Raw genomic sequence first — 16,711 nt, 5'->3', positions numbered from 1 at the left:
TTCACCAGCCAGTGGGGCGACCCACTGGTTTTTTTATCTTTCGCTGCCGCTTTCTTCTGCGAATTTCCTTCTGTAGCATAATGTTTTTACCTCTGGTCAGGGATGCAGGTATGAATTCCAAACGCTGGTTGCCACGCCGTTTTAACCCGATTTTCACCGCTTTCCTGATTGTTGCCTTTCTTGCCGGCATCGCCGGCGCGTTGCAGGCGCCGACGCTGAGTCTGTTTTTAACCACCGAAGTCAAAGTGCGGCCGTTGTGGGTCGGGCTGTTTTATACCGTTAATGCCGTGGCCGGCATTATTGTCAGTTTTTTGCTGGCCAAGCGTTCGGACACTCGCGGCGATCGGCGTAAGCTGATTTTACTGTGCTGTCTGATGGCGGTGGGGAACTGCGTACTGTTTGCCTTCAATCGTGACTATATGACACTGATTACCGCCGGGGTGTTGCTGGCGGCGATTGCCAATACCGCCATGCCGCAAATCTTTGCCCTGGCGCGTGAATATGCCGACAGTTCGGCACGCGAAGTGGTGATGTTCAGTTCGGTGATGCGCGCCCAACTGTCTCTGGCGTGGGTTATTGGCCCTCCGCTGTCGTTTACGCTGGCGCTGAATTACGGTTTTACCGTGATGTTTCTGATTGCCGCCGGTATTTTCGTGCTCTGCGCAATACTGGTGTGGTTTTGCCTGCCGTCGGTACCGCGCGCAGCGCAGACCGGTAGCCTCGACGCCTCGCCGATTGCGCCGCCGAGCGCCTGGCGCGACCGCGATGTGCGGCGGCTGTTTGTTGCATCGATGCTGATGTGGACCTGCAATACCATGTATATCATTGACATGCCACTGTATATTACCAGCGATCTCGGACTGCCGGAACGGCTGGCGGGGCTGTTGATGGGCACCGCCGCCGCGCTGGAGATCCCGGCGATGTTGTTGGCAGGTTATGTGGTCAAACACTTCGGCAAGCGCAGCATGATGCTGTTTGCCATCGTGGCCGGCATCGTATTCTACGCCGGTCTGGTGCTGTTCCAGTTCAAACTGGCGCTGATGGTGCTGCAACTGTTCAATGCGATTTTTATCGGTATCATCGCTGGCATTGGCATGCTGTACTTCCAGGATTTGATGCCGGGTCGGCCCGGTGCGGCCACCACCATGTTTACCAACAGCATATCGACCGGCGTCATCCTGGCGGGTATCCTGCAGGGCGCGCTGGTGGAGAACCTTGGCCATTACGCGGTGTACTGGCTGGCGACGGCGTTGGCCGCCCTGTCGCTATGGCTATGCAGCCGGGTACGCGAAGCATAACCGTTATCCTCCTTATCATTGACGTATGTCATTGAGAAACTTACGTCATACCCCCAAGCTGAACGGACTTCCCGCGCGTTGATTGCAGCGCGCCCAGCCATCTTGTTTGAGATGCCGATCCGTTGAAAAAGTGGGTATGTTATGGACAAACTGACACCGCTCAAGCCCGTTCCTACGTTGATTGCCGTCGCCGCTGCGCTGCTTATCTGGTTCGTTATTCCGGCCCCCGAGGGCGTTGAACCCAATGCCTGGCAGCTGCTGGCGCTGTTCATCGGTACTATTATTGCCATCATCGGCAAAGCGATGCCAATAGGCGCGGTATCGGTTATTGCCATTGCGCTGGTGGCGCTCACCGAAGTTACCCATCCTGGCCAGCCCGGGGCGGCGTTGAGTGATGCGCTGAGCGGATTTTCCAACCCCCTGATCTGGCTGATCGGCTTTTCGATCATGATCTCCCTCAGCCTGAACAAAACCGGCCTCGGTGGGCGCATCGGTTATTACTTTATCTCGCTGTTTGGCAAAAGAACGCTGGGTATCGCCTATGCGCTGACGATGGCGGAAACCACGTTGGCGCCGGTAACGCCAAGCAACACCGCACGCGGTGGCGGGATCATCCACCCGATCATGAAGTCGATTGCCGACAGCTTTGGCTCTAAAGCTGAACTGAACACAGCGGGAAAAATTGGCCGCTATCTGGCATTGGTAAATTACAACATCAATCCGGTGACCTCGGCGATGTTTATCACCGCCACCGCCCCTAACCCGCTGGTGGTCAGCCTGATAGCCAAAGGCACCCACGACAGCGTGGAACTGACCTGGGGCATGTGGGCGCTGGCGGCGCTGGTACCGGGAGTCTGTTCACTGTTGGTGATGCCGTTGGTTATTTATCTTCTCTATCCGCCGGAAATCAAAAGCACGCCGAATGCACCGCATTTTGCTCAGGAAAAGCTACGCGAGCTGGGGCCGGTAACGCTGCCGGAGAAAATCACTCTGGCGGTGTTCGCGCTGTTGCTGGTGTTGTGGGCCGGCATCCCGGCGATGATATTCGGTCCGGCGCTGGCGGTGAACCCAACCACCGCGGCCCTGGTTGGTCTGGCGGTGCTATTGGCCAGCGGGGTGCTGAGCTGGGATGACATACTGAAACACAAGGGCGCCTGGGATACCGTGGTGTGGTTCTCGGCGCTGGTGATGATGGCGACCTATCTGGGCAAGCTCGGGTTGATTACCTGGCTGTCGCAGAGTGTAGGAGCCGCCATCGCCCATATGGGGATGAGCTGGGTGGGAGGCACGCTGTTACTGACGCTGGTTTATCTCTATTCCCATTACTTCTTTGCCAGCACCACCGCGCACGTCACCGCGATGTTTGCCGCCTTCTTCGCCGCCGGTATTGCTCTTGGTGCGCCGCCGGTACTGCTTGGCCTGATCCTGGCGTTTTCCTCTTCGCTGATGATGTCGCTAACCCACTATGCAACCGGCACCGCGCCGATCATCTTCGGTTCGGGTTATGTCACGCTGGGTGAATGGTGGAAAACCGGTCTGGTGATGAGTGTCGTCAACCTGGCGATCTGGCTGATAATTGGCAGTTTATGGTGGAAGTGGCTGGGATTCTGGTAATCCTCGCGATGGTTGACGCCGCCGGGCGGCGGCGTCAATGATTGCAGCTATTGACTGACGATCAGTTCAAAAATGCCGGCTGCTGCGCTTCGTAATGCGTGATATCCGTTTCGTGCTGTAGCGTCAGACCGATGCTGTCCAGGCCATTGATCATGCAGTGGCGGCGGAAGCTGTCGATGTCAAACGGGTAGCTGCGCCCGCCGGCGTTGACCGTCTGGTTTTCCAGATCGACGGTAAACTCGATGCCTTCGTTGTCAGCAACCAGCCGGAACAGGGTATCGACATCCTGCTCGCTAAGCGTCACCGGCAACAGCTGGTTGTTGAACGAGTTACCGTAGAAAATGTCGGCAAAGCTCGGCGCAATCACCACCTTGAAACCGTAATCGGTCAGTGCCCAGGGCGCGTGTTCGCGCGAAGAGCCACAGCCGAAGTTTTCACGCGCCAGCAGTATGCTGGCCCCCTGGTAGCGCGGCTTGTTCAGCACGAATTCGGGGTTCGGCTGCTGGCCGGCGTCGTCGAGGAAACGCCAGTCATTGAACAGGTGCTGGCCGAAGCCGGTACGCGTCACCTTTTGCAAAAACTGTTTTGGAATAATGGCGTCGGTATCGACGTTGGCGGCATCCAAAGGCACGACGATGCCCGTATGTTGAGTAAATTTAGCCACGGTCGTGCTCCTTAGTGCAATTCACGGATATCGGCGAAATGGCCGCTGACGGCGGCTGCGGCTGCCATCGCCGGGCTGACCAGATGGGTGCGTCCGCCACGCCCCTGACGCCCTTCGAAGTTACGGTTGCTGGTGGATGCGCAGCGTTCGCCCGGATTCAGACGGTCGTTGTTCATCGCCAGACACATTGAACAGCCTGGCAGGCGCCATTCAAAACCGGCGTCGATAAAGATCTTGTCCAGGCCTTCCGCCTCCGCCTGAGCTTTGACCGGCCCGGAACCGGGCACCACGATCGCCTGTACGCCGTTGGCCACTTTACGCCCTTTGGCAATGGCTGCCGCTGCACGCAGGTCTTCGATGCGCGAATTGGTGCAAGAGCCGATAAATACTTTGTCGATCGGCACTTCGGTCAGTTTGATACCCGGCTTCAAATCCATATAGGCCAGGGCTTTTTCCGCTGAGGCGCGTTCAACCGGATCGCTGAACGACTCCGGCGCCGGGATCGCCTGATTGACCGCGATCACCTGGCCGGGGTTGGTACCCCAGGTTACCTGTGGCGCGATATCTTCCGCACGCAGCGTTACCACGCTGTCAAAGCGGGCGTCATCGTCGGACTTCAGCGTACGCCAGTAGGCGACTGCCTGCTGCCAGTTGTCGCCGGTTGGGGCGAACTGGCGGCCCTTCAGGTAATCGAAGGTAACGTCATCCGGTGCCACCAGGCCGGCTTTGGCGCCCATTTCGATCGCCATATTGCACAGCGTCATGCGGCCTTCCATGCTCAGTGCTTCAATGGCCTTGCCGCAGAATTCCACGACGTGGCCAGTACCGCCGGCGCTACCGGTCTTGCCAATCACCGCCAGCACGATGTCCTTGGCGGTGATGCCGTCGGCAGCGTCGCCGGTCACTTCGATTTTCATGGTCTTGGCGCGGCCCTGCTTCAGGGTCTGGGTGGCCAGCACGTGTTCCACTTCGGAGGTGCCGATACCGAACGCCAGCGAACCAAAGGCGCCATGGGTAGCGGTGTGCGAGTCGCCGCAGACGATGGTCATGCCCGGCAGTGTCATACCCTGTTCCGGACCGATCACGTGTACGATGCCCTGGAACGGGTGGTTCAGGTCATACAGCGATACGCCGAACTCAGCGCAGTTCTTGATCAGTTCCTGCATCTGGATGCGTGCCATTTCGCCGCTGGCATTGATGTCTTTGGTCTGGGTGGAGACGTTGTGATCCATGGTGGCAAAGGTTTTTCCCGGTTGGCGAACCTTGCGACCCATGGCACGCAGGCCGTCAAACGCCTGCGGAGAAGTGACTTCGTGCACCAGATGGCGATCGATGTACAGCAACGGTGTTTCATTCGGCGCTTCGTACACCACGTGGGCATCATACAATTTTTGATATAACGTTTTGGCCATGTTAAGCCCCCTGTGCCACAAAGCGAGCGATGATGTCGCCCATTTCATCGGTGCTGATTGCCTTGCCGTCACCGGCCAGATCGGCAGTGCGGTACCCCTGTTCCAACGCCTGGTTGATGGCACGTTCGATCGCGTCGGCGGCCTCGTCGGCTCCCAGGCTGTAACGCAGCATCAGGGTGGCGGACAGGATCTGGGCGATCGGGTTGGCAATGCCCTTACCGGCGATGTCCGGCGCAGAACCGCCTGCCGGCTCATACAGGCCGAAACCGTCCTCGTTCAGGCTGGCAGAAGGCAGCATGCCCATCGAGCCGGTAATCATCGCGCACTCGTCAGACAGAATGTCGCCGAACAGGTTGGAGCACAGCAGTACGTCGAACTGCGACGGATCCTTGATCAACTGCATGGTGGCGTTGTCGATGTACATGTGCGACAGCGACACGTCCGGGTAATCCTTGGCAACGCCGTTCACCACTTCGCGCCACAGGATCGAGCTCTGCAACACGTTGGCCTTATCGATAGAGGTCACCTTGCCGCGACGCTTGCGGGCGGATTCAAAGGCGATGCGTGCGATACGTTCGATCTCGAAGCGATGATAAACCTCGGTGTCGAATGCACGTTCCTGCATGCCCTGGCCTTCGCGGCCTTTCGGCTGGCCGAAATAGATACCGCCGGTCAGCTCGCGTACGCACAGGATGTCAAAGCCGTTGGCGGCGATATCCGCGCGCAGCGGGCAGAAATCCTCCAGTCCCTGATACAGACGGGCAGGGCGCAGGTTGCTGAACAACTTGAAATGCTTGCGCAGCGGCAGCAACGCGCCGCGCTCGGGTTGTTCCGCCGCAGGCAGATGCTCCCATTTGGGCCCGCCTACTGAACCGAACAGGATCGCATCCGCCTGTTCGCAGCCGGCAACGGTTGCCGCCGGCAGCGGACTGCCGTGGCGATCGATGGCGATGCCGCCAACGTCATATTCCGCTGCGCTAATGCGAATATCAAAGCGTTGGCGCACCGCGTCCAACACTTTGCGTGCCTGGGCCATTACTTCCGGGCCGATGCCATCTCCGGGCAAGATGGCAATGTGGTAGCTCTTCGTCATGTTCACACCGTTTCCTGATTATTTTGATGTTTATTTTGTTGCAGACGCTGTTTTTCTTTTTCTACCTGCTGGGAGCGCCAAATATTGTTCAATACGTGAATCATCGCCTTGGCGGAGGATTCGACAATGTCTGTTGCCAGTCCGACGCCATGGAAGCGGCGGCCGTTATAGGAAACCACGATATCGACCTGGCCCAGCGCATCTCGGCCCTGGCCCTTGGCGGTCAGTTGATACTTCACCAGTTCGATCGGGTAATCGGTAATACGGTTGATGGCCTGATAAACGGCATCAACCGGGCCATTGCCGGTCGCGGCTTCGGCTTTTTCTTCGCCGCCGCAGATCAGTTTGACCGATGCGGTTGCCATAATGCTGCTGCCTGACTGGACGCTGAAGTAGCCCAGGCTGTAATGCTCCGGCTCTTCCTGCTGCTTGTTAATGAACGCCAGCGCTTCCAGATCGTAGTCGAACACCTGACCCTTTTTGTCTGCCAGCTTCAGGAAGGCGCTGTACAGGTCATCCAGGTTGTAGTCCTGCTCCTTGTAACCCATCTCTTCCATGCGGTGCTTCACTGCCGCGCGACCGGAACGTGAGGTCAGGTTCAACTGCACGTCCTTCAGGCCGATGGTCTGCGGCGACATGATTTCGTAGTTTTCGCGGTTTTTCAGCACGCCGTCCTGATGGATGCCGGAGGAGTGGGCGAAGGCGTTGGAGCCGACGATGGCCTTGTTGGCCGGGATGGGCATATTGCACAACTGGCTGACCAACTGGCTGGTACGATAGATTTCCTGGTGATTGATATTGGTGTGCACATTCATGATGTCCTGGCGCACCTTGATCGCCATAATCACCTCTTCCAGCGAGGTGTTGCCGGCGCGTTCGCCAATGCCGTTCAGGGTGCCTTCGACCTGACGTGCCCCAGCCTGAACTGCGGCAATCGAGTTGCCGACCGCCATGCCCAGATCGTCGTGGCAGTGTACCGAGATAATGGCCTTATCGATGTTCGGCACGCGGTCGTACAGGGTGGTGATGATGCCGCCAAACTGGTTCGGCGTGGTGTAGCCGACGGTATCTGGAATATTAATGGTGGTGGCGCCGGCGTTGATCGCGGCTTCCACCACGCGACACAGGTTGTCGATCGGCGTGCGGCCGGCATCCTCGCAGGAAAACTCGACATCATCGGTATAGTTGCGCGCGCGCTTCACCGAGCGTACCGCCATTTCCAGCACTTCGTCGAAGGAACGTTTTAATTTTGATTCGATGTGCAGCGTCGAGGTGGCCAGAAACACGTGGATACGGAACGCGTCGGCGACGCGCAGCGCTTCGGCGGCGACGTCGATATCGTTGTCGACGCAGCGAGCCAGACCGCATACCCGGCTGTTTTTGATCTGACGAGCGATGGTTTGCACCGATTCAAAATCACCCGGCGAAGAGACCGGGAAGCCGACTTCCATTACGTCAACGCCCATGCGTTCCAGCGCCATGGCGATCTGGATCTTTTCTTTTACGCTCAGACTGGCTTGCAGCGCCTGTTCGCCATCACGCAGCGTGGTATCGAAAATAATGACTTGTTGGCTCATCTGATTGTTCCTTATCGTGTCTGTTTCACGCTAAGCGGGCAAAAAAAAACCCGCGCAGTAGCGCGGGTTTCTTATGGGTGAGTGGCTGAATCAGCCCCGAACTCTGCCCACTGGCATACCGCGCAAAGAAGATGCGTTAAGTAGTAGGCCTAGTAGTTGAGTAATTCGGATCATGTGATTCAACGTCTCTAAATGTGTGCGTTGTTTAATTTGATACGTTATTGGCCAGCCGATGTCAACTGCTGATTGAAAATGGTGCGAATCGGTCTCGCGATTATCGACAGAGAACATCGAACAGAAGATAGTTCTGTAAAAAACGGCAGTTTCAGTTAAACGAAAAATTCGGAATTGCGAGCCGCTTGGCATAAATCAGCTGAATAAAGTGATAACGCGTTGCTTATCCATCTCGCTGGGTTAAAATTGCGACCTGACATGACAAGCAAATTGGTTGCAGCCAAGGATGATTGGCACTGCTCTAATTATTCTTTGCAATTAATGGTTTTTGATAGGTGCATATAAATTAATTCTACTTTTATATTCTGTTAACAATAATGCAATGCTTTGCTTTATTGGCGGCGCATCTGTATGTATTGTTGGCTGTCTATATCATGATTTTATTCACCGTGCAGCGATGCGGGCTGAAGATTGCCTGCGGATGATGTTTATCACTTTGCTGTTAACCGTCCAATAAATGCGCGATTTTCAGTCGGTGTAAACGCGTCTGGAGGCGATATCCCATCGGATCGCGCTCGATTGTCATGCCAGCCAGGTAGTAGTCGCGATAACGCATTTCGCTTAATGAACATACAACAGTGTGACGGCGATAATTCGCACTGTTCCGTGCATAGGTGATATTAATGACATAGGACGGAGTGGGGTTAGATATGTCTGAATATAATTCAGGAAATGTCTTAGAAAAGGACCATGCAGATATTCACTTACGTGGTGTTGATCTTAATTTACTCACCGTATTTGATGCGGTAATGCAAATGCAGAATATTACGCGTGCGGCAAACGTATTGGGCATGTCGCAGCCGGCAGTGAGCAATGCGGTGGCCCGGTTGAAAATCATGTTCAATGACGAACTGTTCGTGCGTTTTGGGCGTGGTATTCAACCAACCCTACGGGCTCGGCAGCTGTTCGGGCCGGTACGGCAGGCACTGCAATTGGTCAGAAACGAGCTGCCTGGCACCGGGTTCGACAGCCAGACCAGCGATCGGCTATTTTCTATTGCCATTTGCAGTCCGCTGGATTTGCGTTTGACGGCCAAAGTGCTGAACAATGTAAAATGCATGGCACCGCATATCCGCTTGCGGGTCAGTGGCTGCTTTAATGATTATATCGAGCACCAGTTACGTTTCCAGGAAGTGGGATTCGTCATCGGCTATAGCCCATTTACCCATCACGAGTTTCAAAACCAACCGCTATTTTCCGATCCATTAGTGCTGGTGGTGTCGCAGACGCACCCGCGCATCCACGACAGCATCACTCATGAGCAGCTATTGGCGGAACAACATGCCGTGGTGGCATTGGATAATTATTGTTCTTTCAGCAAGCCTTACTATCTGCAGGAAATCATGTTGCGCACGGTGATGCAGCAATGCACCGATCTTTATAGCGCGCTGCATATTGTGTCGCATACGGATAGGGTAGCAATGGTGCCGCGCTGGTTCGCCGAGCAATATGCCGACGCGCTGAATCTCAGGGTGCTGGCGTTACCCTCGGAGCAAAACCAGGCCACCTGTTACCTAACCTGGCATGAATCTGCCGAGCGGGACAAAGGGCATCAATGGATAAAATCTGTATTGAGTCAGGTAGATCTGTTGCGTTAAGTCAGCGTTTATTCTTCCGGGAGCCGGTAGCGGCTCCGGGTTAATAGGTTTTTGTGTTTTATAAATAAGAAAATACTTATTTATCTGGCAGTATTTTCTTATTTAATAATCTAATGTGTAGTTAGTAATTTATATTTTTATGTTGGTTGAGAAACGAATTTTTTATTAATATTAAACACCACTAATTTTTTGTATCACAGAGTTTTATTCTGCTACGTTGGCTGGCTTTTGCTTTGGCACCGTGCCGGTAAATTCCCTGTCCGTTAAGCGGCTGTGCTGAGTCCGTCACTCGATGCTGGCGGTGTTTGGCGCACAGTCCTACGCTGAAAATCCTTTCCCCGTGGCGAGAGTGTAGGTAGACTGCGCGAAAAAAATAAACACCTGTAAGCTGAGATGCCGGGCTGTGGCCCTGGTAAAGGCTGACTTTTTGATTTATTTCAGGCTCGAGCTTTTATGATCAAAGACTTGCAACAATACCACCAGGTTAACCGGATACAGCACCAGATTTCCCAACGTGCCGATTGCGTGGCTTTCCGCCAATGGACGCCTGCGGGAGAGAGCCAACTGAGCTGGCAACAGGTTGGCACGCATATCAATCATATTGCCAGCGCGCTGCTGTCTATGAACGTCGAGGTTCAGGAGCGCGTGGCAATTTTCGCCAATAACAGCATGGCATGGTCGCTGGCCGACCTGGCGATTTTGCATCTCCGGGCGATCAGCGTGCCGCTGTATGCTACCCACACGCCAGCGCAGGCGGCATTTATCGTCAATGATGCCGATGTGCGCATTTTATTCGTTGGCGAGCAGGCGCAAATGGATGCGGCGCTTGCGCTGCGCGGCGTTTGTCCACGGTTGGCGCATATTGTGGTATTTGACGATGCCGTCGATTTGCGTGGTTGCGATATTGCCCGCTATCTGAGTCATATTGAGCGCGAAGCCGACGTTGAGCAGCACCACGCCTGCCTGACGGAGCGCATTGCTGGTCGGGATTTGCAGGATTTATTTACCCTGATCTACACCTCCGGCACCACCGGTGAGCCCAAGGGCGTGATGCTCGACTACCGCAATATGGCGGCGCAGCTGTATCTGCATGACCAGCGCCTGACCGTCGATGCCGACGACGTTTCACTCAGCTTCCTGCCGTTGTCGCACGTTTTCGAGCGCGCTTGGAGTTTCTTTATCATGCATTCCGGCGCGCAGAACGTCTTTTTGCCGAATACCGATTGGGTGCGTGACGCGATGGCGGCGGTGCGGCCGAGTGTGATGTGTGCGGTACCGCGCTTTTATGAAAAGATCTACAGTGCGGTTCACGAAAAGGTCGCGCGTGCGCCGTGGTGGCGCAGAAAGCTGTTCCATTGGGCGATCGGCTGTGGCGAACGAAAGTTCTTGCAGGAACGTGCCGCCAGACCGATAGGTAAAACGCTGGCGCTGGCGCACCGTTGGGCAGACAAACTGGTACTGAGCAAGCTGCGCGGCATTTTAGGCGGCCGGGTGCGCTTTTTGCCGGCGGCAGGCGCCAAACTGGATGACAACGTGATTTTGTTTTTCCAGGCGATGGGCGTGAACATTAAATACGGTTATGGCATGACGGAAACCTGCGCCACCGTATCGTGCTGGGAAGAGCAGGACTTCCGTTTCGGCTCGATCGGCAAACCGTTGCCGACGCTCGAGGTGCGTATCGCGGAAGAAAACGAAATCCAGGTTCGTGGGCCAATCGTCATGCGTGGCTATTTCAACAAGCCACTGGAAACCGCCGATGCCTTTACCGCCGACGGCTGGTTGAAAACCGGCGACGCCGGTACGGTGGACCCCCAGGGTAACCTGTTCATTACCGAGCGTCTGAAAGACCTGATGAAAACTTCTGGCGGCAAGTATATCGCTCCGCAAATGCTGGAGGGCAGGTTGGCACAGGATCGTTTCATTGAGCAGGTGGCGATCGTCGCCGATACGCGCAAGTTTGTCTCCGCGCTGATTGTGCCGTGTTTTGAGTCGCTGGAACTGTACGCCAAATCGATCAACCTGAAGTATCACGATCGCCTGGAACTGCTGCGCAACGGCCACATTATCGAGATGTTCGAGGCGCGTCTGCGTGAGATGCAAAACGAACTGGCGCGCTTTGAACAGGTGAAAAAGTTCACCCTGCTGCCGGCGGCATTCTCGATGGAACTGGGCGAGCTGACGCCGACGCTCAAGCTGCGCCGCAAAGTCATTCTTCAGCGTTATCAGCATGAAATTGAGGCCATGTACCAGTAACGGCTATTTTGGGCTTTTTTTGAACGGATGTTGCCGAAAAAATCGACGCACCATTCACCCGATATAGTTCCGTAATTACCGTCCTTGCCAAAACAATGCCTAGCCGAACGGCCTACTGGCTAGTGCATTGTTTTAAGTCGTCGTCTGACGCCAGCCTGTTGCCCTTTCTGTGCGATTATTGCGCCATTTTGCCGTTTGCCTGCCTCATACTCTGACGTTATGTTAAGAGGTTATAAACAGACCATAAAAAACGTTGGGGCATTCCCCACTGTAGGCGCCACGTTCCGGTGCCAGACAAGAATAAGCAAGCCTGGAGGCAAACCCATGGAGATGTTATCAGGAGCCGAGATGGTCGTCCGATCGTTGATCGATCAGGGCGTAAAACATGTATTCGGCTACCCGGGCGGGGCGGTGCTCGATATTTATGATGCCCTGCACACGGTTGGCGGCATTGATCACGTGCTGGTTCGTCACGAGCAGGGCGCGGTGCACATGGCCGACGGCTACGCGCGCGCCACTGGCGAAGTCGGGGTGGTGCTGGTGACATCCGGCCCCGGTGCGACCAATGCCATTACCGGCATTGCTACCGCCTATATGGATTCGATTCCGATGGTGGTACTGTCGGGCCAGGTCCCTAGCTCGCTGATTGGCTACGATGCCTTCCAGGAATGCGATATGGTGGGTATTTCCCGTCCGGTGGTAAAGCACAGTTTTCTGGTGAAACGCACCGAAGACATCCCTTCCATTCTGAAAAAAGCCTTCTATCTGGCGGCCAGCGGTCGCCCTGGCCCGGTGGTCATCGACTTGCCGAAGGACATTGTCGGGCCGGCGGTAAGAATGCCTTATGCTTACCCGCAGGACGTCAGCATGCGCTCTTACAATCCGACGGTGCAGGGGCATCGTGGGCAAATAAAGCGGGCGTTGCAAACCGTATTGGCAGCCAAAAAGCCGGTGATGTATGTCGGCGGCGGCGCCATCAATGCCGCCTGCCATCAGGAACTGCGAGAACTGGCAGAAAAACTCAACCTGCCGGTAACCTGCACGCTGATGGGGTTGGGCGCATTCCCTGGTACGCATCGTCAGAGCGTAGGCATGCTGGGCATGCACGGGACCTATGAAGCCAACAAAACCATGCATCATTCCGATGTCATTTTTGCTGTTGGCGTGCGATTTGACGATCGCACCACCAACAATCTGGCCAAGTACTGCCCGGATGCCACGGTGCTGCACATCGATATCGATCCCACCTCGATTTCGAAAACGGTGGATGCCGATATCCCGATTGTCGGCGACGCCAAACAGGTGCTGACGCAGATGCTCGAACTGCTGGGACAAGGGGAAAAGCAGCAGGATCATGATGCGTTGCGCGACTGGTGGCAAGCGATCGAACAATGGCGCGCGCGCGATTGCCTGGGCTATGACAAAACCGGTCCGACCATCAAACCGCAGGCGGTAATCGAAACCCTGCACCGCCTGACCAAAGGCGATGCCTACGTCACCTCGGACGTCGGGCAGCACCAAATGTTCGCCGCGCTGTATTATCCGTTTGACCAGCCACGCCGCTGGATCAACTCCGGCGGGCTCGGCACCATGGGCTTTGGGCTGCCGGCGGCGCTGGGCGTGAAGCTGGCGCTACCCGATGAAACCGTGGTGTGCGTCACCGGCGACGGCAGCATTCAAATGAACATCCAGGAGTTGTCCACCGCGCTGCAATACAATCTGCCGGTGGTGGTGGTCAATCTCAATAACCGTTATCTGGGGATGGTGAAGCAGTGGCAGGACATGATCTACTCTGGCCGCCATTCTCAGTCCTATATGGAGTCTCTGCCCGACTTCGTCAAGCTGGCTGAAGCCTATGGCCATGTCGGTATTGCCATTCGCACGCCGGACGAGCTGGAAAGCAAGCTGGCGCAGGCGTTGGCAGAAAAGAACCGGCTGGTGTTTGTCGATGTGACCGTCGATGAAACCGAACATGTGTATCCAATGCAGATCCGCGGTGGAAGCATGGACGAAATGTGGTTAAGCAAAACGGAGAGGACCTGATCATGCGCCGTATCTTATCTGTACTGCTGGAAAACGAATCCGGCGCCCTGTCGCGGGTGGTTGGGCTGTTTTCGCAGCGTGGCTACAATATTGAAAGTCTGACGGTGGCGCCAACCGACGATCCGACCCTTTCGCGCATGACCATTCAGACCGTCGGTGACGAAAAGGTGCTCGAGCAGATCGAAAAGCAGCTGCACAAGCTGGTGGACGTGCTGCGCGTCAGCGAGCTGGCGCAGGGTGCACATGTTGAACGTGAAATCATGCTGGTGAAACTGCAAGCCAGCGGCTACGGACGTGAAGAGGTCAAACGCTGCGCGGATATCTTCCGTGGCCAGATCGTTGACGTCACGGCGACGCTGTATACCGTGCAACTGGCCGGCACCAGCGACAAGCTTGATGCGTTTATCAACGCGGTACGTGAAGTGGCGGAAATCGTTGAGGTGGCGCGTTCTGGCGTGGTTGGCGTGTCGCGCGGCGACAAAATCATGCGCTGAAAGGTAAAACATGCTGATTATGTGGAGGGCGGCACGGCGCGCCCTTTGTTTTTGGTCAATATTTCCAGCAGAAATTGTCTGATTACCAACCGCTTTCGGCAAAAGCGGTTGCCCGATGGCGTTTTCTGCTGTTAGATCGCTGGGCCGGACGAGGGGAAGCCAGATCCGCCGACAGCCGTCACACTCTACATATCAGCTTCAGTAAGGGGTTAACGTGAAACTGGATGAAATCGCGCGTCTCGCAGGCGTTTCGCGCACCACGGCCAGTTATGTCATCAATGGAAAGGCGAAGCAGTATCGCGTTAGCGATAAAACCGTCGAGAAAGTGATGGCCGTGGTCAGGGAGCATAATTATCATCCGAACGCCGTCGCGGCCGGGCTGCGTGCCGGTCGGACCCGTTCTATCGGCCTGGTGATTCCCGATCTGGAAAACACCAGTTATACCCGCATTGCCAACTATCTCGAACGTCAGGCGCGTCAGCGTGGTTACCAACTGTTGATCGCCTGTTCGGAAGACCAGCCAGATAACGAAATGCGCTGCATCGAACATCTGTTGCAGCGTCAGGTGGACGCCATTATCGTCTCCACCGCCTTGCCGCCGGAGCACCCGTTCTATCAGCGTTGGGCCAACGATCCGCTGCCGATTATCGCGCTGGATCGCGCCTTGGATCGCGAACATTTCATTAGCGTGGTCGGCGCCGATCAGGAAGACGCCTTCGCCCTGGCGCAGGAATTGCGCACCTTCCCGGCAAAATCGGTGCTGTATCTTGGCGCATTGCCCGAACTGTCGGTCAGTTTCCTGCGTGAACAGGGATTCAGACAGGCCTGGCAGGACGACGAGCGGCACGTCGATTATCTCTATGCCAACAGCTATGAGCGTGAAGCCGCCGGTACGCTGTTTGCCAACTGGCTGAAAACCAACCCGATGCCGCAGGCATTATTCACCACCTCGTTTTCGTTGTTGCAGGGCGTGATGGATGTGACGCTCAAGCAACAGGGCCGTTTGCCGACCGATCTGGCCATTGCCACCTTTGGTGACAACGAGCTGTTGGACTTCCTTGAATGCCCGGTACTGGCGGTGGCGCAGCGGCACCGCGACGTCGCCGAGCGTGTGCTGGAGCTGGTGCTGGCCAGCCTGGACGAACCGCGCAAACCGAAACCGGGTTTGACGCGTATCCGTCGCAATCTGTTTCGGCGTGGCAGTCTGAGCCGCAAATAGCATTGGCTGACAGGGATTCGAGCGTTGAATCCCTGTTTAATGCTAACGGGGGCGGCAGCGCGTCGCGACCAAGGCGCAAAATCGGATTTTTTAATAAATTTATATAAAACAATGAGTTGAATTTTTTGGCTGTTTTTTCCGAATTAAAATGCAAAAATCGATAGGAATAAACATGTAAGAAAATGAAACTCCCTTCGTCATCGGTTATTTTGGGAATAATCTTAGCCGAATGATTTAAATCGAAATTTACCCACCTCGTAATATCCGAGCTATTTATTTTTTTCTCCCGCTCTGTATTGCTCGAATAATTGAAGTAATATAGCGCCCTCGTTGTGGCGTTGCCGCGGCTGCGCGTTATTAACGCCGGCATCAGCGGTTGGCACCGCAGCGGGCAAACTCCCGGCGAGGCCTTATCGGCTGCGGCGGTGAGCGGGCTACAGGGCTGTGATTACCGAAGTGAAAAATGAGACCTCGATTGCAGAAGAAAGTATTGAGCCAATTAATAACCAAATTGTCAGGTTTTTAACCGCACGCTTTCCGTTATGAAAATTCTCCTCGTTTATCATGATGTTAATTTTTAATCGTCGAATAAAAACAGTTCCTTTCGCGAGCCAGCTCCCAAAATACCCAGAGAAATATTGCCAAAGCACTGCCGCTCTGGCTTGACAAGGTTTTCATACCCTCCGTAAACTCCTTTATGTGGGAATTTGTGGGGTAAAGTGGTGAAAAAGGTCATGAAGGGGTAGCTCGGGGATGTTCCGTGGCGCGACGATGGTCAATCTCGACAGCAAGGGCCGGCTGGCCGTACCTACCCGATATCGGGAAACGCTGATCGAAGAATCGCAAGGCCAAATGGTTTGCACCATTGACCTCCATCAGCCCTGCCTGCTGCTTTATCCATTGCCTGAATGGGAAATCATTGAACAAAAATTATCCCGTCTGTCGAGCATGAATCCCGCCGAGCGCCGCGTTCAGCGCTTGCTGTTGGGACATGCCAGTGAATGTCAGATGGATAACGCCGGTCGGTTGCTGATAGCCAGTACGCTACGTCAACACGCCGCGCTCACTAAAGAAGTGATGCTGGTCGGGCAGTTCAACAAGTTTGAGCTGTGGGATGAACAGACCTGGTATCAACAAGTCAAGGATGATATTGACGCTGAACAGTCGTCTCAGGAACCGTTGTCTGAGCGGCTACAGGACTTGTCGCTATAA

12 protein-coding genes are annotated in these 16,711 nt (G+C 55.3%); 8 read left to right on the top strand and 4 right to left on the bottom strand.

The window, feature by feature from the left end; translation table 11 throughout:
- Window positions 1–110 precede the first annotated feature (110 nt).
- Both AC2AXP_RS16085 and AC2AXP_RS16080 read left to right on the top strand, forming a co-directional pair.
- Window positions 111–1,298 carry a sugar efflux transporter gene (locus AC2AXP_RS16085; protein WP_088499868.1) on the top strand — a complete coding sequence of 396 codons (1,188 nt, stop codon included), beginning with the start codon at window positions 111–113 and terminating at the stop codon, window positions 1,296–1,298.
- Window positions 1,299–1,439: 141 nt separating this feature from the next.
- Window positions 1,440–2,912, top strand: coding sequence for a DASS family sodium-coupled anion symporter (locus AC2AXP_RS16080; RefSeq protein ID WP_198773274.1), 1,473 nt, complete (start codon window positions 1,440–1,442; stop codon window positions 2,910–2,912).
- Window positions 2,913–2,973: 61 nt separating this feature from the next.
- Here AC2AXP_RS16080 and leuD read toward each other — a convergent pair whose 3' ends face one another.
- From leuD to leuA, 4 genes are read right to left on the bottom strand one after another with little or no spacing between them, the layout of a single operon-like run.
- Entirely contained in the window at window positions 2,974–3,576 is a 603-nt protein-coding gene (leuD, locus tag AC2AXP_RS16075) for a 3-isopropylmalate dehydratase small subunit (protein WP_484381803.1), read from the bottom strand.
- 11 nt (window positions 3,577–3,587) lie between these two features.
- Complete coding sequence (leuC, locus tag AC2AXP_RS16070) at window positions 3,588–4,988, bottom strand: 3-isopropylmalate dehydratase large subunit (RefSeq protein WP_198773275.1); 1,401 nt, start codon at window positions 4,986–4,988, stop codon at window positions 3,588–3,590.
- A gap of 1 nt (window position 4,989) precedes the next feature.
- Window positions 4,990–6,081 (bottom strand): 3-isopropylmalate dehydrogenase, encoded by a 1,092-nt coding sequence (gene leuB / locus AC2AXP_RS16065; protein WP_004955403.1) that lies wholly within the window; start codon window positions 6,079–6,081, stop codon window positions 4,990–4,992.
- A 2-nt stretch (window positions 6,082–6,083) separates the two neighbouring features.
- Entirely contained in the window at window positions 6,084–7,658 is a 1,575-nt protein-coding gene (gene leuA / locus AC2AXP_RS16060; protein WP_004955402.1) for a 2-isopropylmalate synthase, read from the bottom strand.
- An 884-nt stretch (window positions 7,659–8,542) separates the two neighbouring features.
- Between leuA and leuO the strand changes: the two genes are divergently transcribed.
- The 6 genes from leuO to mraZ all read left to right on the top strand — a co-directional run bounded on the left by leuO (window position 8,543) and on the right by mraZ (window position 16,711).
- Complete coding sequence (gene leuO / locus AC2AXP_RS16055; protein ID WP_004955401.1) at window positions 8,543–9,490, top strand: transcriptional regulator LeuO; 948 nt, start codon at window positions 8,543–8,545, stop codon at window positions 9,488–9,490.
- Between the two features lie 453 nt (window positions 9,491–9,943).
- Window positions 9,944–11,743, top strand: coding sequence for an AMP-dependent synthetase/ligase (locus AC2AXP_RS16050; RefSeq protein WP_273871118.1), 1,800 nt, complete (start codon window positions 9,944–9,946; stop codon window positions 11,741–11,743).
- Between the two features lie 324 nt (window positions 11,744–12,067).
- A complete protein-coding gene (gene ilvI, locus AC2AXP_RS16045; protein ID WP_039991164.1) occupies window positions 12,068–13,786 on the top strand; it encodes an acetolactate synthase 3 large subunit in 1,719 nt (572 codons plus the stop codon).
- 2 nt (window positions 13,787–13,788) lie between these two features.
- Window positions 13,789–14,280 carry an acetolactate synthase small subunit gene (gene ilvN / locus AC2AXP_RS16040; RefSeq protein ID WP_039991162.1) on the top strand — a complete coding sequence of 164 codons (492 nt, stop codon included), beginning with the start codon at window positions 13,789–13,791 and terminating at the stop codon, window positions 14,278–14,280.
- 214 nt (window positions 14,281–14,494) lie between these two features.
- Window positions 14,495–15,499 (top strand): catabolite repressor/activator, encoded by a 1,005-nt coding sequence (gene cra, locus AC2AXP_RS16035; RefSeq protein ID WP_198773277.1) that lies wholly within the window; start codon window positions 14,495–14,497, stop codon window positions 15,497–15,499.
- A 753-nt stretch (window positions 15,500–16,252) separates the two neighbouring features.
- Complete coding sequence (gene mraZ, locus AC2AXP_RS16030) at window positions 16,253–16,711, top strand: division/cell wall cluster transcriptional repressor MraZ (protein ID WP_004955387.1); 459 nt, start codon at window positions 16,253–16,255, stop codon at window positions 16,709–16,711.

It is taken from the genome of Serratia sp. Sp408, assembly GCF_057180665.1.
The sequence above is the reverse complement of the archived record's forward strand: the minus strand, read 5'-3'. Positions and strand labels throughout refer to the sequence as shown.